The following is a 24,896-nucleotide window of genomic DNA, read 5'->3' on the forward strand; positions in this document are numbered from 1 at the left end:
GGCCAAGGGTTGGCCGAGTCAGCGCGGCAGGCCAAGGAGCAGCCGAGCCGTGTTCATGAGGTCATGTTACCAATCCGGCCAAAAGCAGGCGGACACCGACCGGACGTGACCTCGTAAGTAACGGTTTCCGCCGTGACTGTGGCCGGATTGGTAACCATCAGCAACAGCACGTGGTGGTCAAAGCTGTTCTGAAGGGACCGCCAAAGCGATGACCTGCGTCACCTGGCTCGCGGAGAAGTTGTTGTCGCTGACGAGCACGAGGCTGCGTTCGCCGTTCGGCAGCGTCGGGCCCCAGGTCATGCCTTCGATGTTGTCCACCGTGGACAGCTTGAAGTCGGCGACGTCCAGCAGCAGCTTCTTCTTCACCGGCTTCACGTGCTTCGCGTCGGCGAGCGACTTCACGTTCAGGACGTTCGTCGCACCCTTCGTGTCGATCTCGTAGATGCGCACCTTGTTACCCACGCCGGGTACGAACGCGCGCTCCATCATCAGGTAGCGCGTCGGGTCGACCGAGTTGACGGCGAGCATCGAGGACACCCCGTTGCTGCCGAGCGCGGTGGGCGGCACGGACTGCGCGAACACCGGCTCCTGTGGGTACGCGTACTGCGCGAACACCGGGCCGAAACGCGACTGCAGCGTGATCCGCGAAAGCCCGCCCGCCTCCGGGGTCGGCAGGGGACCGTCCTGCAGCAGCGGGCTTTCGACCTCGCTGGCGACGACGGAGCCGAGGCCCGCGTAGGTGAGGCCTTCGAGCACCAGGTTCTGGCGCGGCCCGGCGTCGGGCGTCATCTTCTCGTCGGCCGGGATCGGCAGGTCACGCACGTACTTGCCGGTGCGGCTCGCCTCCCGGATCGACGGGTCGATCAGCGTCGTGGCGGTGCGCTCGCCTTCCTGCGACCACAGGTAGTCCCCGGTCCACGGGTCCACGCGCAGCTCTTCGGGGTCGATCGTCTGCTCGTTCTGCGGCGCTGTCGGGTCGTTCTGTGCGAGCGGCGGGTACGGCGTGCCGTCGGGACGCAGCAGCGGCTTCGTGCCGGTGAAGGTCACCGGGCCGAGGTGGTGCGCGTCGAGGGAGAACTTCGCCGTGTAGAAGCGGGCGGGGTTGATCGCGGAGCGGTCGTCGCACATGAACGCGTAACCGCCGGTGCGCGGGTCGAAGTCGATCGACGACAGGCCGCCGACGGTGGTGCCCTGGAACTGAAGGGCGTTGGGCACGATCTGTTCGCCGATGAGGCGGATGGGGCGGGCGTGACTCTCCGCAGCGTTCGCCGCCGGGGCGGCGAGCAAGGACAGGGGCAGTGCCCCGATCAGGGCAGCGGTGAGCATGCGGCGTCGCTTGGACGAAGACATGGCGTGTAACACAACGGACGAGGGTATCCACCACGTTGCCGCGAGGTCACGCTTATCCTCAGGGGGTGTTCGCTATCGCGCTCGTCCCGATCGTGCTGGGTCTCGTCGTCGGCTGGGGTGGCTTCCTCGGCTTCCGCGAACGGCTGACCCGCGAAAGCGGTACCGGTGTCCGCACGGCAGCTTCGCTGCGCAGTGACGCCGCCTTCAAGCTGGCCAACCGCGTGGCGAGCGTGCCGACGCTCGCGGGCGGCGCCGTCGGCGTGATCGCCGGGCTGGCGGGCATCGCCACCGGCACCACGGCCGGGATCATCGCCGCGGCTTTCGTTGGTGTGCTGGGCATGCTGGTGCTGGTCGTGGGTGGCGGGGTGCTCGGCGCCCGCGCCGCGTTGACCGTGCCCGCCCCGGCTCCGGCCGCCCCTGCGGGCTGCGCCGGCTGCGCGTGCGGCTCGGGTGGCTGCGGCGTGTTCCAGAAGGCCGACAGCTAGTTCCGCTGCAGGTCGCCCGGGTGGGTGGCCAGCAACGCGATCGGCACACCCTGGCGGCGCAGCACCTGACCCCAGAGGTCGCGGTTGGGCGAGGCCAGGATGTCGCTCGGCAACGCGGGCACGATGACCCAGTCGTCGCGCTCGATCTCACCCGCCAGCTGCCCGGAGTCCCAGCCCGCGTAGCCGGCGAAGACGCGTACGCCGCGCACCTTCGGCACGAGCGCTTCCGGGTCGGTGTCGAGGTCCACGAGCGCCACTGGCCCGCGCACGGCGATCACGCCGGGCACGCTCGCCGCCGTCTCGCCCGTGCGCAGCGCGGCCAGGCACAGAGCCGTTTTCTTCTCCACCGGACCGCCGACGAACACCGACTGCGGCTCCGCCACGTGGCCACCCCAGTTGGGCAGAACGTCGTGAACAGGGACGTCGCTCGGGCGGTTCAGGACCACGCCGAGCGTGCCCTCGTCGCGGTGGTCGATGACGAAGACCACGGTCCGCTTGAAGTTCGGGTCGAACATCGTGGGTGCGGCGACCAGGAGCGTTCCCGGTTCAACCTCGGCGTCCGCTGGCACGCCGCCAATCCTCCCACTTCCCGCCGCGAGAATTTCCGTCGGCACGGGAACACCAACCACTCGTGCCCCGTTGGGAACAGTAGGCCGGCGCACTCCGTGTCCCCCGGGCTCACTGAAGAACAGCCTTTGTGGAATACCAGTTCGGCTGGAGCCACACTGCGCCAAGCCGCCGAGAGGCGACCAAGTGCGCCGGCCGCCAGCTTTTTCAGCCGTGCCACGTCCGCGGGCGCAGCGGCAGACCCGACGAGCCCTCGTCCGGAGTCCGCACCGCCAGGACCTGGTTCACCCCGATGCGGTTGCCCTCGAACGCGAGCGCCGAAGCCGCCATATACAGCCGCCAGACGCGGGCGCGACCGGCGCCGGCGAGCCGCGCGGCCCGGTCCCAGTCGGCTTCGAGGTTGGCGACCCAGCGACGCAGGGTCAGTGCGTAGTGCTCGCGCAGCGCTTCGACGTCGCGCACCTCGAACCCGGCGCGCTCCAGCTGTGTCACGGTCGTGCCGATCGGGGCGAGCTCGCCGTCGGGGAAGACGTAGGCGTCGATGAACCCGTCGAGCTGGTACTCGGACTCGTCCTCGCGCGGGCGGCGGCCGATCTGGTGGTTGAGCAGCTTGCCGCCGGGACGAAGCAGCGAATACAGATCGCGGGCGTACTCCAGGTAGCTCTCCGCGCCGACGTGCTCGGCCATGCCGATGGAGGAGATCGCGTCGTAGGGGCCGTCGGAGACGTCGCGGTAGTCCTGCACGCGGATCTCCACGCGGTCGGTCAGCCCCGCTTCCGCCACGCGCTTGCGGGCGTAGGTGGCCTGCTCTTCCGAGATCGTCACGCCGACGACGTGGACGCCGTGCTCCCGGGCCGCGTGCAGCGCCATCGAGCCCCAGCCGCAGCCGACGTCGAGCAGCCGCTGGCCCTCGTGCAGGCCGAGCTTCGTGCAGACGAGCTCGAGCTTGTCGCGCTGAGCTGTCTCCAACGTGCTGCTTTCGGACCAGTACGCGCACGAGTAGACCATCGACGGCCCGAGGACGAGCTCGTAGAACTCGTTGCCCACGTCGTAGTGGTGGCTGATCGCCCGCTTGTCGCTGCGCCGCGTGTGCAGGTGACGAGGTCGGCGCACCTCCTCGGGCGGTCGCGGCGGCGGCAACGGCGGCCCGGCGAGCTTCAGCAGCTCCCCGATCGCGGCCCGCACCTCCGGGTCCCGCAGCGCGCTGAGGACACCGCCACCCTCCGCCTCGTCGCGCTCCCAGATCAGCCCCGCCATGGCTTCGAGCGCGATGTAGAGATCCCCTTCGAGGCCGAGGTCGCCGGACACCCAGGCGCGGCCCAGGCCCAGCTCACCCGGCTTGAACAGCAGGCGGCGCAGGGCGCGCCGGTTGCGCACCACGAGCACGGGCGCGCCCTCCGGACCGGCCTGGGAACCGTCCCACGCTCGGATCTGCAGCGGGAGCTCAGCTCCGAGCAGCTTCTCGGCGGCACCCACCAGCCGCGACGCGGCGCCGGTCATGGCCACACCCCTTTCTCGGAGACGACAGTCGGACGTCAGTCCTCTGGGTAAAACGCTTTCACGCCGCTCGGCAGTCCGCCAGGGGCGTCACAGCTCAGTAAAATGCCCGCGCTTCACTGGGCGAAGTGCGCTCATTAGGACCTTCTGGGCCGTTCGGCCCGTAGCTACGCTGGCCCCCGTGACGATCAGCGCGACAACGGAGCGGATCGGGCCGAAGCTCCTGGTCCGTGATCGCGAGTTCCGCAGGCTGCTCTACACCCGGTTCGCCGCGCAGTGGGGCGACGGTGTGTACCGGGCGGGCCTCGCGGGCGCCGTGCTGTTCAACCCCGAACGCGCCGCCGACCCGCTGGCCATCGCCGAAGGCTTCGCGGTGCTGCTGCTGCCGTACTCCGTGGTGGGACCGTTCGCGGGCGCGCTGCTCGACCGGTGGGACCGCCGGCGCGTGCTCGTGTTCGCGAACCTGCTGCGGGTGGTCGCCATCCTCGCCTCGGCCGCCGCCGTGGGCACGGGCCTCGGCGGGCCGGGGCTGTTCTCCCTCGCGCTGCTGGCCGAAGGCTTGTCGCGCTTCATCGGCTCCGGTCTGTCGGCTTCGCTGCCGCACGTGGTGCCGGCGTCGAGCGTCGTGTCCGCCAACGCGTTCGCGACCACGCTCGGGTCGGCGCTGGCGGTGGTCGGCGGCGGGTGCGCCATCCTGCTGCGCGCGGTCTTCGGCGCGGACAACCTCGGCTCGGCCGAGACCACGGCGTTCGCCGCGTTGGGTGCGCTGGTCTCGGCGCTGATCGCCCGGCGGTTCACACGCGGGGTGCTCGGGCCGACGGTCGTCGACGAGCCGCCGAACCCGTTCGTCGCCGTCGCCCGGGGTCTCGCCGACGGCGCCCGCCACGCCTGGCGCGCGCCGAGCGTGACGGCCGGCTTCATCGCGCTGTTCGCCCACCGCGCGGCCTACGGCATCTCGCTGCTGGTCACCGTGCTGCTGATGCGCAACTACTTCACCGACGACGGGGTCTTCCGCGCCGGCCTGCCCGGGCTCGGCCAGATGGCCGCGCTCGCCGGCGCAGGCATCCTCGTCGCCGGGCTCCTCACCGCGCGGCTGATCCGCGGCTTCGGCCGGCTGCGCTCGATCCTCGGTGCGCTGCTGGTGGCCGCCGTCGCCCAGTCGGCGCTCGGGCTGCCGATCGTGCTGCCGCTGGCGTTGCTGGCGTCGTTCCTGATCACGGGCGCGGGGCAGGTGCTCAAGCTGTGTGTCGATTCGTCGATCCAGCTCGACGTCGCCGACGAGGCCCGCGGCCGCGTGTTCGCCCTGTACGACACGCTGTTCAACATCACCCAGGTGGCCGCCGTGGCCATCGGCGCGGTCTTCATCCCGGACAACGGGTACTCGCCGGGGCTGATGATCGCGGCCACGATCTGCTACTTCCTCGGCGGCGCCGGCTACCTCGTGGCGCGCCGCCGCGCGGTGCCGGACCGGCCGAACTGATTCGCTGCCGCAAACCGTTGGACCGAACGGGGTCAGTGATCGTCGCGTTGGCATTAGAGTGACGCGTGACCCGGCCGGGTGAACCCCGGCGAGTGCAACCGACACGGGGGGCCACCGTGAGTACCGCAGGGGACGACCGCGCCCTGGAAGCCGCTCCTGCAGTGCTGACGTCTCCTGACGGGCTGGTCCGGGCCACCGTCGGCAGCGGCGGCACGCTGGGCCGGCTGGAGTTCGCTCCGGACACCTTCCAGCGCACCACGCCCGCCCAGCTCGCGTTCACCGTCCAAGCCCTGGTGCAGCAGCTCGCCGAGGCCCCGCTCACCGACGCGGCGTCGCACCAGATGCCGTCCCCTCGCCCGACGCCGCGCCGCGTGCGCCCGCGTACGGCACCGGCGCCGCAGAGCCCCAACACGCAGAGCCCGGCCACGCAGGGCGCTGTGAAGCCGCAAGGACCGCTGCCCCCGCGAAGCGCCGTGCCGCAGCACCGGCGCCGCGGCTACTAACGCCGCGCACCCCGGATGTGCTGAGACCTGTGGAACCACCACTTTCCGACGCCGACCAACACGGGCAGCTCGTCGAGATCGGGCGCCTGATCCGCGCCCACCAGCCCGACGAGGGCGCCCCCGCCGGCATCGGCTTCGCGCAGGTCGGCGACCACACCGAGGTCCAGCCGCGCAACACCGAGGCCGGCCCCGAGCTGGTCGGAATGTTCCACGAGCTACGCGCCGGCATGTACCGACAGGGCCGTGGCACCTGGCTGCAGGCACGGTTCGTGCTCGCGCCCGACGGCACGTTCGACTTCGACTTCTTCGTCGACGGCGAACCCCAGTGGACGACCCCGCCCGACGCCGGCGCCTACCGCGACGAGCTCGAGACGTTCCCCCGCGAGGACGAGCACATCCCCGACTGGTGGCGGCTGCGCACCGGCCAGGCGCTCGGCGTCGAGTTTCGCCGCGCCCGCCCCGCCGAGGTGGGGGAGGAGCGCGAGCCGCTGGCCGACGACGAGCTGGCGCTCGTGCTGCAGTACCTCGAGCGCGAAGCGCTGGTCGGCGACGCGCACCGCACCGACGGCACGTGGCTGTGGCCCGAGACCGTGCCCCACCAGCTGCGCCGCCACGGCATCGCGCCGGAGCCGGAGCTCGTCGCGCACATCCGTGAGCTGGGGTTCCAGCCGCCGTACGTCGAGCACCTCGTGCGCCGCACGGCGGAGGCCGACCTGCTCGGCCGCCCGCGGCCGCGGCCTGGAGCCGAGGACGGACAGCGCACCGCCGGCGACGTCGCCGCCGAGCTGGAGACCAGCCCCGATCCGGACCTGACCGACGACCAGCTGCTGGTGGTCCTCGTGCAGCGGCTCGGGTCGTTCGGCGTGTGGCCGCAGGCCTACCGGATCGGCGCTGCCGAGGCCGGGAAGTGGTGCCTGACCAGGGGCGACGACGGCTGGACCGTCACCTCGTCGGCCGGCGAAAGCCAGACCTTCGAGCACCTCGGCGACGCGGCCCAGCAGCTGCTCGGCGCACTCCTGCTGCACCCGGCCCGGCGGACGGGCGGTCGCGAGACCCCGCTCGAGACGGCGAAGGAAGTGGACGACTGGCCCATCCAACCGTCCGCGGGTGACCCGCCCCTCACCCTGCTGCGCAACAAGAGACTCACCCGGCTGCCCGAAGGTACGGTCGTCCTGCGCTTCGGGGAGGAACCGGGCAACCTGGTCCACCACGGCGAGGTACGGTTCGCCACGACGTCACTGCCACTCGAACGGGAACGAGTGGCGCACACCTACCGCCTACGACGGTCACTCTACGTGGTCACCGGAGTCACGGTGCCCTGGGCGAACCTGCCGGGCGGAGCAGTGGCGTACGTGTTGCCCAAGCCGATCGCGGAGCACGAGTCCGACGGAAGCCTGGAGAGGATCGAGTAGGTGGAAGCGGCGGAAGCGATGGAGAAGGTCGTGAACTGGCTACGCGCTGTGCACGGTCCCCAGATCGCCGGTCCCGGTGGGCTGCGGGTCGACCACGACCGCGTGCTGCGCATCCCCGAAGGCTGGTCGATCCCGTACAACACCACCGCTTTCCTTGACGACGGGCGCCCGGACAAGGAACTGTTCCCCCCGCCGTCGGTGGTCGTGCGCGAGCCCGACGGAGAGCTGCGCCAGGCACCCCCGAACCCAGGAGGACTGAGCATCCCCGTGGCGTTCCCCGGCCAGGAGAGCTGGCGCGAAGTCGTGGACCCCGAGTACGTCAAGGCCGGGTTCGGCGAGCTCGGCGTGCCGCTGCAGGCGGTGGCCGGCTGGGTGAAGGTCGACAACGAGGGTCACCAGACCGGCGACGAGCGCGAGAACCCCGAGTACAAGGCCGGCCCGATCCGCCGTGGTTACCCGAAGCCGGAGAACACGCTGGAGACGCTGCTCGCGTTCGCCAGCGTCGGCTGGCTCACGCGCGAGCAGCTGCTGATCGGCCTGCTGCGCTGCGACGTCTTCGTGCCGCTCGACCCGAAGACCGGCGCCACGGACCGCTTCTACTTCTCCGAAGAGCGCAACGAGCTGCGCGTGTTCAGCGCGACGCGCCACTTCCCGCCGCGCGAGCACTCCTGGTGGCGCGTGGACCTCGCCACGCTGGCCGAGTTCGAGCACCCGCCGAACCTCGTGATCAACGGCGGCCCGGCGACGTTCGAGGACGTCTCCGGCGAGGACCTCACCGCCATCGCCAAACGTTTCCCGCGCCACGAGCCCCGCATCGACCGGCACGGACGCGGCCCCGAGGCCGAAGAGGACCTCGAACGGCTCACCCGCGACACCGCCGCGCGCATGGGCCTGTCCGAGCCGGTGGCCGTGCCGCTGGTGGCCGCGGAAAACGCGCGCCGCCACGGCTTCGAGCTCACCGCCGAGGAGTGCCAGCGCACGGTGCTGGGCCAGTCGTGGCTCAACCGCCTCGCGATGGCGGAGCCGGTGCGCAGCAAGCCGAACGACTGGCGCGCCAACGGTCTCGTGCCGGGCTGGGACAACCTCGGCCGCGTGATCCCGCGCCTGGACACGTTCGGCAAGTACCCCGACCGCGACCTCGAGAACTTCCGCTACGGCTGGCAGCGCGTGGCGGGCGCGTACGTGGGTTTCGCACTCGGCGAAGCGCTCGGCATGGCCGTGGACCGGATGCGGCTCGACGAGATCGTCACGCAGTTCGGGTCCGAGGGCGTGGCCGAACTGCCGGTCGCGTTCGACCAGGCGGGCCGCATCGGCTCGCTGACGCAGCGGCTGCTGTTCTACACCGAGGCCGTGATCCGCAGCCCGCACCGCGAGCAGCCGGAGTCGCGTGACGTCGAGCAGCAGTTCCCGTCCGTGGTGCGCGGCGCGTTGATGCGCTGGCTGCACACGCAGGGCGCGCCGTACGACGACGCCGACGGCTGGCTCGTGAAGGTGCCCGACCTCCACGTCCGCCGCACCGCGGACGACGCCGAGCTCAACGCCTACCACGCGCTGGTCACCGGATCTCCGCAGGCAGTGCCGCTGACCGGGCCGACGTCGTTGATCGCCGCGCTGCCCGCCACGCTCATCGCGGCCGGCCCCGGAACGGGCTTCAGCGGCGGCGTGCGGCAGGCCGTGCGCGACCTCGTCGGCGTGACGCACTCGCACGAGGACGACCTGTCGGTGGCGACGTACCTGGCCTGGCTCTTCGAGCCGGTGCTGACGAAGGACGCGTTCAGCTACCCCGTGTGGAACCTCTCGCGCGAGATCCTGACCGAGCACAACACCACGTTCGTCAGCGGTCCCGAGTGGGCGCCGGTGAAGGCGATGGTCGCCGAGTCGGTGCCGTTCTTCGGCGAGCACGGGCTGCCGGACCTGCGGATGCCCGAGCTGATCGGCGACGGCCAGGGCACGCTTTCGGTGCTTGGCCGCGCGTTCGCCGCGTTGTCCGGGTTCGAGAACTACCCCGAGCAGGCCCTGCTGCGCGCGGTGAACCACTCCGGGCGCAGCGCGTTGACCGGGGCGATCACCGGTGCGCTGCTCGGCGCCCGCGTCGGCGTGCCCGGGCTGCCGCAGAAGTGGGTCGAGCAGCTCGAGCTGCGGCACCTCATCGAACAGGTCGTCACGGACGCGTTGTGGCACTTCGATCGCCGCTCCGCGCTCAGTTTCCTGGGCGAAGAGTGGGTGCAGCGCTACCCGCGGCACTGACGCCGCGGGGCTTCGAAAAGATGGGGTCATGGAGGCACAGCAGCTGAGGGGCTGCCTGCTCGCGGGCGCCATCGGCGACGCGCTCGGCGCGAAGACGGAGTTCGATTCGATCGAGCGGATCCGCGAGCTCACCGGGCCCGCCGGCATCACCGACTTCATCCCCGCGTACGGCGGCGAAGGGCGCTTCACCGACGACACGCAGATGACGCTCTTCACCCTCGAAGCGCTCATCCGCGCCCACGCACAGCAACGGCGGACGGGCAGCTCCGACGTCGTGCAGTCCGTGCAGCTGGCCTACCAGCGCTGGCTGCACACGCAGGGCGTGCCGTGGGAGCGGGCGCGCGGCCCGCACTCGGCGCTGGCGGCGCCCGACGGCGAGCTCATCACGCACGCCGCGCTGTTCAGCCGCCGCGCACCGGGCCTGACGTGCTTCGGCGAGCTGGAGGCGTACGGACGCTCGGGCGTGCGCGGCAGCGTCTCGCGGCCGGTGAACAACTCGAAGGGCTGCGGCGGCGTGATGCGCGTGGCGCCCGTCGCGCTGTGGTCCGCGGACCCGGCCGGGGTGTTCCGCCTCGCGGCCGAGTTCGCGGCACTGACCCACGGTCACCCGAGCGGGTATTTGTCGGCCGGCGCCTTCGCGGTGATCGTGCAGCAGTTGCTTGCGGGTTCGCCGCTGCTCGACGCCGTCGCCGTGTCCAGAGCCGAGCTGGTCCGCCACCCCGGTCACGAGGAGCAGGAAGCCGCGTTGGCACAGGCCCTCGCGATGTCCGGCCCGCCGACTCCGGAGCGGCTGGCCGAGCTGGGTGCGGGCAACGTCGGCGAGACGGCGCTGTCGATGTCCGTGTATGTCGCCCTGACCACCGAAGATCCGGACTCCGCGCTGCTCGCGGCCGTGAACCACAGCGGCGACAGCGATTCCACGGGTTCGGTCTGCGGCAACCTCGTCGGGGCGATGTACGGCGAAGCGGCGCTGCGCGCCGGCTGGCTGGAACGGCTCGAACTGCGCGACGTGATCACCAGGCTGGCGGACGACGCGCTCGCCGAGTTCGGCCCCGACTCACCGAGTGACGAGGGTTGGTTCACGCGTTACCCGGTCGACTAAGTTCTTTCCCGGTCACCGGGGGAATTGGGGAGGAACCTGACGTGCGCTACCGGGTAGAGGCGGGAGACCGTCCGGACGGCCTGTACGCGACGCTGGACGACCGCACGTTCGCGGCCGAACGCTCGACCACCGACGGCACGCTGCTGCTGTCCGTGCTGCCGGACGAAGAGGCGCCCGACGGGTTCGACCGCGAGCACGAGGGCCGCCCGGCGCGCGTGGTGCTGGCCACCGAGGTGCCGGCGACGTTCACGTTGCGCACGTACTGCGAGTACGACGACGAGCTGTTCGAAGTCGCGCCCGGGGACGGCAAGGAGCTGACGCTGCGCTGGACGCAGCACGACCCGGCGCGCGCCGCGCAGCTCGGCCTCACCGACTTCTCGACGACGGCCGAGGCCAAGCGCGTCACCGGCCTGTGGCAGCTGCGCCGTGACCAGGGGGAACCGCGCCCGGAGCTCGACGCCGACCACGGCACCCTGCTGCGCGCGATCGGCCGCACCCTGCGCGCCGTGCCGGGCGGCTGGACGCGCGTCGCCGCGCAGTTCCGGCAGGTCGGGGACTACGCGGAGCTGGAGGTCCGCGCGGTCGGCGACGAGAACGGTCCCGTGTCCGTGTCGCTGCCCGCGCCGCCGAAGCTGAGCGCACTGTTCGCCCGACTGCGCGCGGCGATGTACGCGCCCGACGCCGGCACGTGGTTCCAGGGCACGTTCACACTCGACACCGAGGCGCAGTTCGACTTCGACTTCGACTCCGAGCACGAGCCCGCCTGGCGCGTCCCCCCGAACGACGGCGGCCGGCCCGCGCCCGAGTCGTACGCCGTGGAGCTCGCGCAGTACCCGCGCCCGCCCAAGGACCTGCCCGACTGGCTGGCCGCGAAGGCCCGCCAGACCCTCGACATCACCTTCCGCCACGCCCGTGTGGTCGACGCGCACAACGAGAACGAGCGCCCGGTCGCCAACCGGCCGCCGGTGCCGCCGGACCAGTTGCGCGGCGTGCTCGACTACCTGTTCCGCGCGCCGCTGGTGCTGCACCGCCCGCAGCCGCAGCACGACATCTTCGCCCCGGGCGCGCCGCCCGACGTGCCGCACGCCTTCCACACCGACGGCACCTGGGTGTGGCCCGCGGCCGTGCCGCACTACCTGCGCAAGTACGGCGTGCCGCCCGAGCCCGAGCTGGTCGACCACATCCGGGTCGCGGGGTTCCGGCCGCCGCTGGTGCGCGAGCTCGTCCGCGCGACGGCCGAGGCCGAAATCCTCGGCGCCCCTCGCCCGACGCGTTCGGAGACCGAGCTTCCCGACGACGGCCGTCTCGCCCGTGCCGTCCGCGGCGACGACCTCGGCCTCGACCTGCACGCCGCCGAGACGCTGACCCTGCTGCACCAGCGTCTGGCCGAACACGGCGTGCCCGCGAGCGCGTACCGGATCGGCGCCAACGAGGTGCCGGTCGCCGACGTGTGGACGCTGCGCCGCGCCGAGAACGGCTGGGAGGTCTCCCGTCCGCCGGCCGTCGCGCCCGTGGCTTTCGCCAACCTGGCCGACGCCGCCCGTTTCCTCCTCGGCACGCTGCTCATGCTGCCGCCGCGTGCGGCCGACGAGTCCGACCAGCCCGTCGACTGGCCGATCCTGCCGCTGCGCGGCGAACCACCGCTGAGCTTCTTCCGCGGCAAACGCGTCGTCGTCCTTCCGGCCGGCACGACGGTCCTGCGCTTCGGCAACGACGCCGGCAACCTCGTCCACGCCTCCGGCACGCGCTTCGCCGAGACGTCGCTGTCGCCGGAACGCGAACGCGAGCGGCACGAGTACCGGGTGCAGCGGACGCTTCGAGTGCTCACCGGCATCACCGCGCCGTGGGGCCCGCACCCGGGCGGCGGGACGGCTTACCTACTGCCGCGACCGATCGCGCAGCACGTGGAGGCTGGGGCACTATCCCGCGTGTGAGCCGCGCGCGGTGATCAGCACGGCGGGGGACCACCAGTAGTCCGTGAGCGGCTCGATCGTCAGGTCGGTGAAGCCCGCGATTTCGAGCTGGGCGACCCACGCGAGCGCGGGCTGCTCCCAGTTCGTGCGCTCCGCACCCGCAGCGACGCCGAGGAGCACGGGCATCAGGAAACCTTGCGCGACAAGGGAAGCCTGATCGCCGTACTCGGCGACGCCGCGCTCGTACCGGGTCACCAGCGACTCCAGAAACTCCGGCGAACCCTCGTCGAGCACCGGGATGTCGAACTCGGCGAGTACCAGTGTTTCCGTGCGCGGCCGGAGCTCTCGAAGCACCGCGGCCCGCACCGGGGGCGTCATGGACTGCATCGCGAACGTCGATTGCGCAAGGTTCCACGTGGAACCGTTCGCCCCGAGGAAGCTTTGCGCAGTGGCTTCGAAGCGGTTCGCGTCGGGCAGATCGACGTCCGCCAGCAACGCCGCCGACGACTCGACCAAGTCGATCCGCGCCGGCCGGAACGACGACTGCGCCAGCGCCGGGACCACGGCCAGGCCGTCGCCACACCCCAAGTCCAGCAACGATTCCGGGTGCAACGCCGCGTATCGAGCAGCCAGCTCAGCGCTCAATCGCGAGTACAGCGCGACGTTGCCACCACCGCGGATGAACGCCGTGAACGCCGCCGGCTGGTCGTACACCGGACCGGACCCGTCGGTCGCGAGGTAGGCGGAAAGCTCCGCGCCCAACGGCGAATCAGCCCGCGAGGCGAGCTCGAACGCCCGAGACGAATCCCCGGCCCGATAGGCGGCAAGCGCGTCAGCAAGGATCATGCGCTCTTGTGTAGCAGTCCGATCAGAACGGCACCCACAACGTGACCCGCGTGCCGCTGCCCGGTGTCGACTCCACCAGGGCCGTGCCGCCGACCTCGCCGAGGCGCGCGTTGATCGACTGGCTGATGCCGAACCCCGCGGGCCGCGTGTCAGGACTGAAGCCCTGCCCGTGGTCGCGCGTGATCACCGCGATTCCGCCGTCGCGTTCCTCCACGCGCACCACGACCTTGTCCGTGCCGGAGTGCTTCATCGTGTTGCGCAACGACTCGCGCACGGCGTCGCGAAGCGCGATCTGACGCACCTCCGACAGCGTGTCCTCGTCAAGCTCCGCGATCACGAGCTGCGCGCGCAGGCCGTCGCGGGCCATTTCGGCCGCCAGCGCCGCGAGCTTCTCGCCCAGGGGACGCGAAGCCTCTTCCTCGCGCTGTGCGGCGGCGGTCTCGATCGTCTGCCGCAGCTCCATCGCCTGCGCACGGGCCAGCCGCTGCACCTCCACGAGCCGGTCGGCCGACTCGCCGGTGCCGCCGAGCGAGATGGCCTCCAGCGTCTGCAGCACGGTGTCGTGCAGCATCCGGTGCTGCTGCGCGCGTTCGGCGAGCCGGCCGTTGCGGATGCCGTACGCCAGCGCGAGCCGCGTACCGAGGCCCAGCAGGATCAGGGCGCCGGTGCCGGTGAACAGGACCCCGAACATCGTCGGGTACAGCGACCAGGCCTGCGCGAAGTTCGCCGAGCCGCTGTTGAGGAAATCGGACAGCAGCCGCGCGGGCAGGCTCAGCGCCGCCAGCGCCAGCCCCGACGGGATGCCGATCGCCAGCGTCAGCAGCGCGATGTCGCCGAGCAGGTGCTTGTCGGCCACGCCGAGCGCGTCGTGGAACACCGATGTCGGCTCGGCCAGGCCGATGACCAGCTGGAACCCCACCGTGATGATCAGGTCGGCCACCAAAAGCCGCGCCGCGAGATCGGGCCGGAACGGCGACTTGCGCAGCATCCAGAAGATCCCGAACGCGCTCATCGCCATCGAGCACAACGCCACCAGCGCCACGGGCACCACACCGGTCGAACCGTGCGCCGACACGAACGCCCCGAACGCGCCCGGCACCGCGACGATCCGGTAGGCCAGCGGCACCAGCACCACGTAACGGGCGGCTCGCAGCAGCAGCCCGTCGTTGTACCTGGCGTCGACCGCGCCCGCCATGCGCGAGATCCGCTTGAACGCCCGCAGCGGCGTCGGGTCGGCGATCTCGTCGGTGAGCCCGGTCGTCGCCGTCGCGAGCGCGGGCGTGCCGCGCTTCAACAGGGTGACGAGGAAGCTCGACGTGCGGGGCGGCCGGCCGTCCTGGTCCTCAGTTGCCTGCGCCGTCATCGATCTCCCCGGTTCGGGGCGCGCTCCCTCCGGCAGCGCCCGGGGCAGCGAGTATTCCCGCTCGCCGGGCCGCGTTCCAGAGGCCAAAGGGGGATCTTGGCGGATTCGCGATCACGAATTCGACTCGTGTTCGCTCGAACGCCCCCACCACGACCCCGGGGCACCCCAGGGTGATCACCCGTGCCCGCAGCGCGAGATCACTCCGCGGGCGCGATGCCCTCCGACTCGGCCCACTTCTTGAGCTCGGCCACGGCCTCGTCGTGGTCCAGCGGACCGCGGTCCAGCCGCAGCTCCTTGAGGAACTTCCACGCCTTGCCGACCTGCGGACCCGGCTTGAGGCCGAGCAGCCGCATGATCTCGTTGCCGTCGAGGTCGGGGCGGACCCGATTGAGGTCCTCCTGCTCCTTCAACGTCGCGATGCGCCGCTCGAGGTCGTCGTACGTGGCCTGCAGCGCGGCCGCCTTCTTGCGGTTGCGCGTGGTCGAGTCGGCGCGCACGAGCTTGTGCAGCCGCGTCAGCAGGTCGCCGGCGTCGGCGACGTAGCGGCGCACGGCCGAATCGGTCCACTCGCCGTTGGCATAGCCGTGAAAGCGCAGGTGGAGGAACACGAGCTGCGAGACCTGCTCCACGATCTCTTTGGAGAACTTGAGCGCGCGCAAACGCTTGCGCGCCATCCGCGCGCCCACGACCTCGTGGTGGTGGAAGCTCACGCCGCCGCCGGGCAGGAACTCGCGCGTCTCCGGCTTGCCGACGTCGTGCAGGAGCGCGGCCAGCCGCAGCACCAGGTCGGGCTCCGACGCCGGCTCGTGCGTGGTCTCCAGCGCGATCGCCTGCGCCAGCACGGTCAGCGAGTGCTGGTAGACGTCCTTGTGCTGGTGGTGCTCGTCGATCGCCAGGCGCATGCCCGGCAGCTCGGGCAGCACGTGATCGGCCAGCCCCGTGTCGACGAGCAGCTCCAGGCCCGGTCGCGGGTCGTCGGCGAGCATGAGCTTCGACAGCTCCGCCTGCACGCGTTCGGCCGTGATCCGTTCGATCTCGCTCGCCATCGACGTCATCGCCTCGACCACGCGCGGCGCGGCGGTGAAACCGAGCTGCGCGGAGAAGCGGGCGGCGCGCAGCATGCGCAGCGGGTCGTCGGCGAACGACTCCTGCGGCGTCGCCGGGGTGTCGAGCACCTTCAGCCGCAGCGCGTCCATGCCGTCGTGGGGATCGATGAACGTCTTCGTGACCAGGTCGATCGCCATCGCGTTGACCGTGAAGTCGCGGCGCAGCAGGTCGCCCTCGATGGTGTCGCCGAAGGTGACCTCGGGGTTGCGCCCGACGCGGTCGTAGCTGTCGGCGCGGAACGTGGTGATCTCGAGCGTGGTGCCCTTCTTGGTGACCCCGACCGTGCCGAACGCGATGCCGACGTCCCACACGGCGTCGCCCCAGTCGCTCACGATCTGCAGCACGCGGTCCGGCCTCGCGTCGGTGGTGAAATCGAGGTCGCTGGACAGCCGGCCGAGCAGCGCGTCGCGGACGCTGCCACCGACGAGGTAGAGACTGTGGCCGGCTCGCGCGAACCGCTCCGCCAGCTCGTCGGCCAGAGGGGACACTCGCATCAGTTCCGTCACCGCGTTCTGCTGGGCGACCAGGTTGTTCACTTCATCCCACCATTAGCTGACAACGGGAAGTGGCGTCCACTACTACGGACGCCGTCGGACACGGACACGGAGAGCCAGCGTACCTGGGCAACCGTTTGCTCTAGCATCGCAGCATGCCTGGATCTGCCGGCCGCGCCGGAGCGCCGAAGCCGCGCCGACGGCGCAGGCGGCAGCGAGGCAGGCGCCTGACCACGGTCGACGAGACGTCGGCCGGCGGACTGGTCGTCGACGCCGGGCGGGAACACGCGGTGCTGATCGGCCGCCTCGACCGGCACGGCAGACTGCTCTGGTCGTTGCCGAAGGGCCACATCGAGGACGGTGAGACGGTGGAGCAGACCGCGGTGCGCGAGGTGAAGGAGGAGACGGGCATCTCCGCGCAGGTTCTGCGCCCGCTGGGCACCATCGACTACTGGTTCGTGGCCGAACGACGCCGCGTGCACAAGACCGTGCACCACTTCCTGCTCGAGTCGACGGGTGGTGAGCTCTCCGACGAGGACGTCGAGGTCACCGAGGTCGCGTGGGTGCCGCTGGCCGAGCTGGAGACGACGCTGGCCTACGCGGACGAGCGCAAGCTGGTCCGCAAGGCCAAAGAACTTTTCGCGCACGACGAGCGCGCCTGAGAGGGAGCACCCGAGTGAAGCGGCCCGCCGCCTTCTTCCTGTCACTGCTGGTCTTCGCAGCGGCCGCCCTCCTCGGCGCGCCCGCGCAGGCCCAGGACGCCGCCAGCCCCGAGCCCCCGCGCCTGCGGCTCGACCTCGACCAGCTCAACCCGCGCGTGATCACCACGTCCGCGAAGACGCTGACCGTGTCCGGCACCGTGACCAACATCGGCGACCGCCGCATCTCCCGCCCGCAGGTGCGGCTGCAGGTCGGCGAGCGCCTGAGCGGCGACCGCGAGCTGAAGGGCGTGCTGGCCGGCGACCCGATCCAGGACAGCCCGCTCACCGACTTCACCACGCTCACCGAGTCGCTGGAGCCGGGGCAGACCGCGAAACTCGACGTCAGCGTGCCGCTCGACAGCCTGCGCGGCGGACAGTTCGGCCGGCCCGGCGTGTACCCGATGCTGGTCAACGTCAACGGCACGCCGGAGTTCGGCGGCCCCGCGCGGCTCGCGGCCGTGAGCCTGCTCATGCCGGTGCTGTCCGCGCCCGGAAAGTCGACGCCGCCGCCGGGCAAGCACGCCGACGTCAGCGTGCTGTGGCCCATCACCGACAGCTCGCCGCACGTGCTGTCGTCGCCCTACGGCGGCCAGCTCACGCTCACCGACGACACCCTCGCGGCCGAGCTGAGCCCCAACGGCCGGCTCCACTCCCTCGTCGCGGCCGCCCGCGCGGCCCAGGCCGACCCGAACGTCGGCGACTCGATGTGCTTCGCCGTCGACCCCGACCTGCTGCGCACCGTCAACGCGATGACCGGCGGCTACGTCGTCGCCGGCGCGCCGGGCAAGGGCTCGCAGCTGGCGCAGGACTGGCTGGTGCAGCTGCGCGCGCTCGTCAACGGCCACTGCGTGATCGCCCTGCCCTTCGCCGACGCCGACCTCACCACGCTGGGCAAGGTCCGCTCCGCCACCGGCGCGCCCGACACCGGCCTGCTGAGCACGGCGCTCAGCGGGGAGGCGACGATCCGCGACCTCCTGCACACCCAGCCGCGCCAGGGCGTGCTCTGGCCCGACGGCACGCCCGACGACCAGGCGCTCACCGCGATGTCGGCGGCCGGCGTGCACACCGTGCTCACCGACAGCTCGAAACTGCAGGCCGACGCACCCGTCACCGAGCCCGTCTCGCTGCCCGGTGGCCTGCGCGCCCAGCCGATCAACAGCGTCATCGCGAGCGCCATGACGAGCTCCGTGCCCAACCCGCAGACCCCGACCACCGTCGGCGCCGCGACGCAGCCCGCGATCGCGAGCCAGAACGGCCTCGCCGCCCTCGCGTTCGAAGCCGGCCTCGGCCGCACCGGCATCGAGCCGGGTACGCGGCTGCTGGTCGCGCCGCCGCGGCGCTGGGACGTGCCGGTGGGCGAACTCACCGCGTTCCTCCAGCAGGTGGGCCAGCTCCTCGGCCCCGGCGGCGTCGCCGGCGGCGCGCCGCTGGCCGACCTGCTCGACCAGAACGCTTCGGGCACGGCTTCGTTCGCGGCCGGCACCCACGACCAGCCGCCGTCGGGCAGCAGCGACGTCGCCGACGCGCTCACGGACCTCGACGGCCAGGCCGCCGGCCTGCTCTCGGCCATGCGGATGGACACCACGCACCGCGTGCCGCCCGAGGACATCATCGCGCCGGTGCGCAACGCCCTCGTCCGCGGCGCGTCCACGGCCTACCGCACGCCGTCGGGCAGCACGGCCGGCGCGAACGCCGACGCCGAGCTCGCCGCGATCCGCGACCAGGTGACCGTTGAGCAGCCGAAGCAGACGATCGCGCTCGCGTCCGGTTCGTCACCACTGCCCGTGTTCGTGAGCAACGGCCTCCCGGTGGGCATCACCGCGCAGATCGCGTTGAAGAATGAGGTCGGCATCCGCCCCGAGCAGGTGCAGAACTGGTTCATCCCGGCCAAGGGCGGCCAGAACGAGCTGCTGCAGATCGAGGCTCTGCGCGCCGGCCGCCTCAGCGTCGATGTGTCCTTGACCACCCCGCAGGGCACGCAGCTCGGCAGCACGGCGCGCTTCGAGCTGACCTCGACGGAGTACGGCCCGATCACGATCATCATCACCGTCGTCGCTGGTTGCGCCCTGCTCCTCCTGGCGTCGCGGCGGATCTACCGGCGGGTCAAGGAAGGCCGGGCCGCAAGGACCGAATCGCGCTGAGTCCTCGGGGGACCGGGTATCGGAGGCCGTTCCCGATTACCCTGGGTCGACCGCTGCCACAATGGCAGGGACCCTGGCACCGAGGATTGGGCGCGCGTTGGACAGAGAGCCGGGCTTACCACCCGAGCGTGCGAGTCGTCCTCGGCGCGACGGCGCGCCTCCTCGTCGCGGCGAACGCACCGAGCAGCCACGCCGCGCCGCGCGCGAGGGCCGGCGCCAGCCGCCGCCCCAGGGCCAGGCGCCCCCCGAACGCCGGCAACAGCCGCCGGCGAACGGCCGGACGCGCCACCTGCCGGTGCCCGCCGAAGAGCGCCGCCCGGCGCCCGAGGAGCGCGCGGACCGGCCGAAGCGCCGCGTGCCCCCGCCGCCGCAGCAGGGACAGCCGCGTCAGGCGTCCCGCGCCCAGGCGACTCCGCCGCCCCCCACGCGACGGCAACCCCTACCGCCCCCGCCGTCGGGGCGGCAGCCGCTTCCGCAGCCGTCCGGACCACCTCCGTCGGGGCCGATGCCTGCCGGACCGGTGCCGTCCGGACCACTGCCGCAGCCCTCGGGTCCGCCTTCCGGGCCTCAACCGTTGCCGCCCGCGCCGGCTGCTGGTCCCGTCTCCGGACCTCAGCCGCTGCCCCCGGCCCCCGCGCCGCACCGCGGCCGCGGTCCACGTCCGGGCGCGCCGATCCGGCCGTGGCAGGAAGAGGCGCTGCGCGACCCCGAGGCCACCCGCTTCATCCCGCGCACCGCCGGCGTCCCCATGGCGGCTTCGCGCTGGCCCGTGGCCGACCCCGACTCGATGCGCCCGTACGACGCGCTGGCCACCCAGGTCATGCCGCGGATCGGCGACGCGCCACTGGTCCGGCCCACCGAGCCGGGCTCGACCGGCGAGCAGCCGGCCACCCCGGCGAAGGCGCCGTCGATCGCGAAGGCCAGCGGCCGGATGGCGATCGCGTCGCTGATCTCCCGCATCACCGGCTTCCTGTGGAAGCTGCTGCTGGCGGCGGCGATCGGCACGGGCATCGCCAACGACTCGTTCAACGTCGCGAACACGATGCCGAACATCATCTTCGAGCTGCTCATCGGCGGTGTGCTCACGAGTGTCGTGGTGCCGCTTCTGGTGCGCTCGCAAGACGATCCGGACCACGGCGCGGCGTACGCGCAGCGGCTGCTGACCGTGGGGCTGACCCTGCTGCTGGTGGGCACGCTCATCGCGGTGATCGCCGCGCCGGCCTTCACGTCGCTGTACGTCGATTCCTCAGGTCAGGCCAGCTCCGGCCTGACCACGGCGTTCGCCTACCTGCTGCTGCCCGAAATCTTCTTCTACGGCGTGTTCGCGCTGCTGTCGGCGATGCTCAACGCGAAGCAGATCTTCGGTCCGACCGCGTGGGCGCCGGTGATCAACAACCTGGTGGTCATCTTCACGATCCTGGTCGTGTGGGTGATGCCCGGCTCGATCGACACGGACCACCCGTCGATCACCGACCCCAAGGTGCTCACCCTGGGCCTCGGCGTGACCGGCGGCATCGTCGCGCAGGCGATCATCCTCGTCCCGCCGCTGCTGCGCTCGGGCTTCCGGCCGAAGTGGCGCTGGGGCATCGACAAGCGGATGAAGGAGTTCGGCGGGCTCGCGCTGTGGGTCATCGGGTACGTCGGCGTGAGCCAGGTCGGCTACACGATCACCACCCGCGTGCTCACCAACGGAGCGCCCGGCGGTGTCACGGCCTACACGAACGCGTGGTTGCTGTTCCAGCTTCCCTACGGCGTCATCGGCGTCTCGCTGCTCACCGCGATCATGCCGCGCATGAGCCGCGCGGCCGCCGACGGCGACAGCAAGAAGCTGATCAGCGACCTGTCCTACGCATCGCGCATCTCCACGGTCACGCTGCTGCCGATCTCGGCGGTGATGACGATCGTCGGCTCGTCCATCGGCGTCGCGCTGTTCACCTTCGGCAAGGGCTCGCTGGACGGTGCCACCCGGCTCGGCGAGGCGCTGGCGGTCTCGTCGTTCGCGCTGCTGCCGTACGCGCTGGTCATGCTCCAGATGCGCGTGTTCTACGCGATGAAGGACGCGCGCACGCCGACCTTGATCATGATCGTGATGACGCTGGTCAAGGTGCCGCTGCTGTACCTGTGCCCCGTCGTCCTGTCGCCCGAGAACGTGGTGCTGGGCGTGATGATGGTCAACGCGCTCACCTACGTGGTCGGCGCGGTGCTCGGCCAGGTCTGGCTGTGGGTCACGCTCGGCAACCTGCGCAGCAAGCGCATCATCGGGGTGATCCTCTTCACCGTCGTCGCGTGTGTGCTCGGGGTGGCCGCCGCATACGTCGCGGGACTGATCGTGCCCGACTCCCTCGGGCCGACTTTGCAGGCGTGGATCAAGCTCTTCCTGCAGGGGATCGTGGGCATCGGCGTCTCGTTCGGCGTGCTCATGGCCCTGAAGGTGGAGGAGCTGAGGCCGGCCACGTCCAGGATCACCCGATTGATCAAGCGCGGGTAACGATTGATTCACGACTGACGACGCTTCCTCCAGACCTGATCCGGGTACCCTCGGTGCGGGAGCGCGACGCGGGAGAGAAGCGGTGGACACGAGACGGAGCGAACAGGCAGGGGAGGCCAACCGTGCGGGCATCCGTGCCCAGGGCGGTTCGCTGGCCCCGGGCCGGGTCGTCGGCGACGGCCGATACCGCCTGCTCGCGCAGTTCGGGGTGGACGAACGAGCCGCCGCGCACCTGTGGCGGGCACGCGATGGGCAGCTCAAGCGCGATGTCGCGCTGACGCTGCTGGTCGGTGATCCGGCGGATCCGGAGGCCGCGAGGCTGGCCCGGCGAACGCTGGAGCGCGCGGCGCACGCGTCGAAGTTCGGCCACGGCGGGGTCGCACGGGTGCTCGACGTGCTCAGCCTCGGCAGTGGCGTGACCTCGAACGAGGGACTTCTCGGCGTCGTCGTCGCGGAGTGGACCAAGGGCAGCGACCTGGTGGACCTGGTCGCGCAGCGGCCCGTCGCCCCGGCCGCGGCCGCGCGCATGGTGCAGGCGCTCGCCGAGGCGGTGGAGCACGCGCACCAGAACGGCCTCGTCCTCGGTCTGGACCACCCCCAGCGGCTGCGCCTGACGCCCAACGGCGCGTTGAAGCTGGCGTTCCCCGGCCCCTTGCCGGACGCGACGCTGCGCGACGACGTGAAGGCCCTCGGCGCTGTCCTTTACCTCCTGCTCACCGGACGCTGGGCGCTGCCGGGCGGGCCGCCCGCGATCCCCGCGGCGCCGCTGACCCCGCAGGGCCACGTCGTGCCGCCGCGGACGCTGGTCCCGGCCGTGCCGTCCGAGCTGTCGTCGCTGGCCGTGCGCACGATCGAGGACGGCGGCAACGGCGGTATCCGCACGAGCTCGGCCATCCTGCGCGTGCTCGACCAGGCCGCCGAGGCCGAGGAACGCACGCAGCTGATCAAGGCCGTCGGCGACAACGCGACGAGCGAGGCCGACGGCACGATCTGGACCACGAAGAAGCCGGTCAAGGACGTCGCGCGGCGGCGGAAGCTGGCGTTCGGCGTGACCGTGCTGGTGGTCGCCACCGTGCTGATCCTGGCGTGGGGCGGGTTGATGCTGATCAACCTCTTCCAGGGCGACTCCAAGGCGAGCGGCCCGACGATCAACGTCGCGGCCACCCCCACGGCGACCGCGCCGCCGCCCGCGAACTCGGCGGCGCCCCCGCCGTCGTCGCCGGCCGCGCCGAAGCTCGGCCAGCCCGTGGAGCCGAAGGCGGCCACGATCTACAACCCCAAGGGCTCGGGCGACAACTCCGGCCGGGTGAAGAACACGATCGACGGCGACCCGGGCACGATCTGGCGCACCGACCAGTACCAGCAGCAGCTGCCCGCGCTGAAGCCCGGCGTCGGGTTCGTGGTGCAGTTCGACGACCCGGTGAAGCTCGCGCAGGTCAAGATCGCGGCCGACAGCCCCGGCACGAAGATCGAGATCCGCTCGGCCGACAGCAAGAACCCGAAGCTGGACGACACCAAGGTGGTCGGCACCGGTGACCTCAACGGCACCGACACGACGATCAACCTCCCGACACCGACGGAGAGCCAGTACTTCGTCGTGTGGATCACCCAGCTGGGCGACGACAGCGAGGGCGGCTTCATCAGCGAGATCGGAGACGTGAGCTTCCTGCCTGCGGGATGATCGACATCTCCCACTCAGTAGGCTCTGCCGGGTGACGGCTGCAGCTCCCACGGACGCGGACCTCATAGCGGCGCACGCCGCCGGGGACCCGCATGCGTTCAGCGAACTCGTCCGGCGGCACCGCGATCGTTTGTGGGCCGTGGCCCTGCGGACGCTGCGTGATCCGGAGGAAGCCGCGGACGCGTTGCAGGAGGCGTTCATCTCGGCCTTCCGCGCGGCGGGCAACTTCCGCGCCGAGTCGCAGGTGACCACGTGGCTGCACCGCATCGTCGTCAACGCGTGCCTCGACCGCATCCGTCGCAAACAGGCGCGTCCCACCGTTCCACTGCCCGAGGCCGGCTTCAACGAGCCGGCCTCGCCGCGCGACTCGATGTCCGAGAAGGAGACGAGCCTGCTCGTGCGCGAGGCGCTGGAGCAGCTGCCGGAGGAGCAGCGCGCGCCGATCCTGCTCGTCGACGTCGAGGGCTACTCCGTGGCCGAGACGGCGAAGTTGCTCGGCATCGCGGAGGGCACGGTCAAGAGCCGCTGCGCGCGGGGAAGGGGCAAACTCGCGAAGGTTCTGGGGCACCTGCGGAACCCGGATGCGAATGCGAACGTCCCAACTCACGAAAGCAAACGCAGGAGCGCCACTTCGGACGGGTCCCGGAGTGCCGGGCGAGCCGATCGCTCGCCGGGGAACGGGGAGGCACGATGACGGACGAGAGTCGGGGGGTCGGCGGGACCGTCGGTCCGCCTTGGTCTGTCGACGTGCTGGCCGACCTCCACGCCGGCGTGCTGGACGAACACGAGGCGGCGCAGCTGTGGCCGCGCGTCCAGGCGGACCCGGAAGCGCGTGCGATCATCGAAGCCCTTGAAGCGACCACGGCCGACCTGGCCGCACTGGCGGACGAGCCGGCGCCGCCGATGCCGGCCGAGTTCGCCGCGCGGATCGACCAGGCGCTGGCCGCGGAGGCCGCGTCCCGGCAGGTCGCCCCCTTTCCGGCAGCCGGCCCGGGTGCGGTTCCGGCATCGCCGAAGCCCGGCGTGGCGCCCGTGGTGGACCTCGCGGCAGCACGGCGGCGGCGGAACAAGCGGCTCGGCTGGGGCGCGGGGATCCTGACCGCGGCTGCCGCGGCGATCGTCGCGATCGCCGTGACGGTGCCCGGCCCGTCGACCGACAGCGGCACCACGGGGGTGGCGGCGCCGGCTCCAGCGGGACCGTCGGTGGGCGGCGACGGCAGCGGGGCGGAAGCGCTGCTGGGCGGGGCCATGGGCGTCCGCGATTTCGGTCCGCTCCAAGACGAGCAGCGCCTCGACGCGTGTGTCAGCGCGGCCGGGCTGGACCCGAACGTGCGGCCGGAAGGCATCCGGCCGGTGACCGTCGACGGCAAGCCCGGCGTGCTGGTCATCTACACGACGGGTCAGCTCGCGCAGTTCCGCCTGGTGGCCTTCGGGGCCGACTGCGGCCCGGGTCACGCCGACAAGCTGTTCGACAAGGTCGTCGGCAAGAAATAACCGCTGGTCGGGACGGGCGAGTAGC

The 24,896-nt window shown here is 71.6% G+C and carries 19 protein-coding genes; 13 read left to right on the forward strand and 6 right to left on the reverse strand.

The window, feature by feature from the left end:
- Nucleotides 1-177: 177 nt before the first annotated feature.
- Entirely contained in the window at nt 178-1,350 is a 1,173-nt protein-coding gene (locus ACQPXB_RS49505) for an esterase-like activity of phytase family protein (RefSeq protein ID WP_432849017.1), read from the reverse strand.
- A gap of 65 nt (nt 1,351-1,415) precedes the next feature.
- Here ACQPXB_RS49505 and ACQPXB_RS49510 point away from each other — a divergent pair, with 65 nt between their 5' ends.
- Entirely contained in the window at nt 1,416-1,835 is a 420-nt protein-coding gene (locus tag ACQPXB_RS49510; RefSeq protein WP_366587774.1) for an SdpI family protein, read from the forward strand.
- On the opposite strand, the gene ACQPXB_RS49515 is transcribed toward ACQPXB_RS49510, so the two are convergent.
- On the reverse strand, nt 1,832-2,413 hold the full coding sequence (locus tag ACQPXB_RS49515) for a YqgE/AlgH family protein (RefSeq protein ID WP_285974395.1): 582 nt from the start codon (nt 2,411-2,413) through the stop codon (nt 1,832-1,834). The genes ACQPXB_RS49510 and ACQPXB_RS49515 overlap by 4 nt on opposite strands.
- Before the next feature lie 196 nt (nt 2,414-2,609).
- Nucleotides 2,610-3,902 (reverse strand): class I SAM-dependent methyltransferase, encoded by a 1,293-nt coding sequence (locus tag ACQPXB_RS49520; RefSeq protein WP_432849018.1) that lies wholly within the window; start codon nt 3,900-3,902, stop codon nt 2,610-2,612.
- Nucleotides 3,903-4,080: 178 nt separating this feature from the next.
- Between ACQPXB_RS49520 and ACQPXB_RS49525 the strand changes: the two genes are divergently transcribed.
- From ACQPXB_RS49525 to ACQPXB_RS49550, 6 genes are all read left to right on the forward strand, one after another.
- Nucleotides 4,081-5,379, forward strand: a complete 1,299-nt coding sequence (locus ACQPXB_RS49525) for an MFS transporter (RefSeq protein ID WP_432849019.1) — start codon at nt 4,081-4,083, stop codon at nt 5,377-5,379.
- A 116-nt stretch (nt 5,380-5,495) separates the two neighbouring features.
- Complete coding sequence (locus tag ACQPXB_RS49530) at nt 5,496-5,882, forward strand: hypothetical protein (RefSeq protein ID WP_366587782.1); 387 nt, start codon at nt 5,496-5,498, stop codon at nt 5,880-5,882.
- Nucleotides 5,883-5,911: 29 nt separating this feature from the next.
- Nucleotides 5,912-7,294: a TNT domain-containing protein gene (locus ACQPXB_RS49535; RefSeq protein ID WP_432849020.1), complete on the forward strand. Its 1,383-nt coding sequence runs from the start codon at nt 5,912-5,914 to the stop codon at nt 7,292-7,294.
- On the forward strand, nt 7,295-9,541 hold the full coding sequence (locus ACQPXB_RS49540) for an ADP-ribosylglycohydrolase family protein (protein ID WP_432849021.1): 2,247 nt from the start codon (nt 7,295-7,297) through the stop codon (nt 9,539-9,541). It begins immediately after the preceding gene.
- 28 nt (nt 9,542-9,569) lie between these two features.
- Nucleotides 9,570-10,643, forward strand: a complete 1,074-nt coding sequence (locus tag ACQPXB_RS49545; protein WP_432849022.1) for an ADP-ribosylglycohydrolase family protein — start codon at nt 9,570-9,572, stop codon at nt 10,641-10,643.
- Nucleotides 10,644-10,684: 41 nt separating this feature from the next.
- Nucleotides 10,685-12,577, forward strand: coding sequence for a TNT domain-containing protein (locus ACQPXB_RS49550; RefSeq protein WP_432849023.1), 1,893 nt, complete (start codon nt 10,685-10,687; stop codon nt 12,575-12,577).
- On the opposite strand, the gene ACQPXB_RS49555 is transcribed toward ACQPXB_RS49550, so the two are convergent.
- The 3 genes from ACQPXB_RS49555 to ACQPXB_RS49565 all read right to left on the reverse strand — a co-directional run bounded on the left by ACQPXB_RS49555 (nt 12,563) and on the right by ACQPXB_RS49565 (nt 16,408).
- Nucleotides 12,563-13,402, reverse strand: coding sequence for a class I SAM-dependent methyltransferase (locus tag ACQPXB_RS49555; protein WP_432849024.1), 840 nt, complete (start codon nt 13,400-13,402; stop codon nt 12,563-12,565). The genes ACQPXB_RS49550 and ACQPXB_RS49555 overlap by 15 nt on opposite strands.
- Before the next feature lie 22 nt (nt 13,403-13,424).
- Nucleotides 13,425-14,765, reverse strand: a complete 1,341-nt coding sequence (locus tag ACQPXB_RS49560; RefSeq protein WP_366587798.1) for a sensor histidine kinase — start codon at nt 14,763-14,765, stop codon at nt 13,425-13,427.
- Between the two features lie 197 nt (nt 14,766-14,962).
- Nucleotides 14,963-16,408 (reverse strand): CCA tRNA nucleotidyltransferase, encoded by a 1,446-nt coding sequence (locus tag ACQPXB_RS49565; RefSeq protein WP_432849025.1) that lies wholly within the window; start codon nt 16,406-16,408, stop codon nt 14,963-14,965.
- 113 nt (nt 16,409-16,521) lie between these two features.
- On the opposite strand from ACQPXB_RS49565, the gene ACQPXB_RS49570 reads away from it, so the two are divergent.
- The 6 genes from ACQPXB_RS49570 to ACQPXB_RS49595 all read left to right on the forward strand — a co-directional run bounded on the left by ACQPXB_RS49570 (nt 16,522) and on the right by ACQPXB_RS49595 (nt 24,871).
- Nucleotides 16,522-17,028 (forward strand): NUDIX hydrolase, encoded by a 507-nt coding sequence (locus tag ACQPXB_RS49570; protein ID WP_285971360.1) that lies wholly within the window; start codon nt 16,522-16,524, stop codon nt 17,026-17,028.
- 14 nt (nt 17,029-17,042) lie between these two features.
- Nucleotides 17,043-19,208, forward strand: coding sequence for a DUF6049 family protein (locus ACQPXB_RS49575; protein ID WP_386943931.1), 2,166 nt, complete (start codon nt 17,043-17,045; stop codon nt 19,206-19,208).
- Between the two features lie 505 nt (nt 19,209-19,713).
- A complete protein-coding gene (gene murJ / locus ACQPXB_RS49580; RefSeq protein ID WP_366587805.1) occupies nt 19,714-21,696 on the forward strand; it encodes a murein biosynthesis integral membrane protein MurJ in 1,983 nt (660 codons plus the stop codon).
- An 82-nt stretch (nt 21,697-21,778) separates the two neighbouring features.
- Nucleotides 21,779-23,377 carry a protein kinase family protein gene (locus ACQPXB_RS49585; RefSeq protein ID WP_432849026.1) on the forward strand — a complete coding sequence of 533 codons (1,599 nt, stop codon included), beginning with the start codon at nt 21,779-21,781 and terminating at the stop codon, nt 23,375-23,377.
- A 31-nt stretch (nt 23,378-23,408) separates the two neighbouring features.
- A complete protein-coding gene (gene sigM, locus ACQPXB_RS49590) occupies nt 23,409-24,071 on the forward strand; it encodes an RNA polymerase sigma factor SigM (RefSeq protein WP_360606899.1) in 663 nt (220 codons plus the stop codon).
- The gene (locus ACQPXB_RS49595; protein ID WP_432849027.1) at nt 24,068-24,871 is read left to right on the forward strand and encodes a hypothetical protein; all 804 of its coding nucleotides are present in this window, start codon (nt 24,068-24,070) and stop codon (nt 24,869-24,871) included. The genes sigM and ACQPXB_RS49595 overlap by 4 nt, the downstream gene beginning before the upstream one ends.
- The last annotated feature ends 25 nt before the right edge of the window (nt 24,872-24,896 follow it).

This window comes from Amycolatopsis sp. CA-161197, from assembly GCF_050942255.1.
Classification (GTDB): Bacteria; Actinomycetota; Actinomycetes; order Mycobacteriales; family Pseudonocardiaceae; genus Amycolatopsis.

What these genes read in the sequence shown, in the direction of transcription:
- ACQPXB_RS49570 (WP_285971360.1), top strand. Translation starts at nt 16,522, where the DNA reads ATGCCTGGATCTGCCGGCCGCGCCGGAGCGCCGAAGCCGCGCCGACGG.
- ACQPXB_RS49595 (WP_432849027.1), top strand. Translation starts at nt 24,068, where the DNA reads ATGACGGACGAGAGTCGGGGGGTCGGCGGGACCGTCGGTCCGCCTTGG.
- ACQPXB_RS49520 (WP_432849018.1), bottom strand. Translation starts at nt 3,902, where the DNA reads ATGACCGGCGCCGCGTCGCGGCTGGTGGGTGCCGCCGAGAAGCTGCTC.
- ACQPXB_RS49555 (WP_432849024.1), bottom strand. Translation starts at nt 13,402, where the DNA reads ATGATCCTTGCTGACGCGCTTGCCGCCTATCGGGCCGGGGATTCGTCT.
- ACQPXB_RS49505 (WP_432849017.1), bottom strand. Translation starts at nt 1,350, where the DNA reads ATGTCTTCGTCCAAGCGACGCCGCATGCTCACCGCTGCCCTGATCGGG.
- murJ (WP_366587805.1), top strand. Translation starts at nt 19,714, where the DNA reads ATGCCTGCCGGACCGGTGCCGTCCGGACCACTGCCGCAGCCCTCGGGT.
- ACQPXB_RS49545 (WP_432849022.1), top strand. Translation starts at nt 9,570, where the DNA reads ATGGAGGCACAGCAGCTGAGGGGCTGCCTGCTCGCGGGCGCCATCGGC.
- ACQPXB_RS49560 (WP_366587798.1), bottom strand. Translation starts at nt 14,765, where the DNA reads ATGACGGCGCAGGCAACTGAGGACCAGGACGGCCGGCCGCCCCGCACG.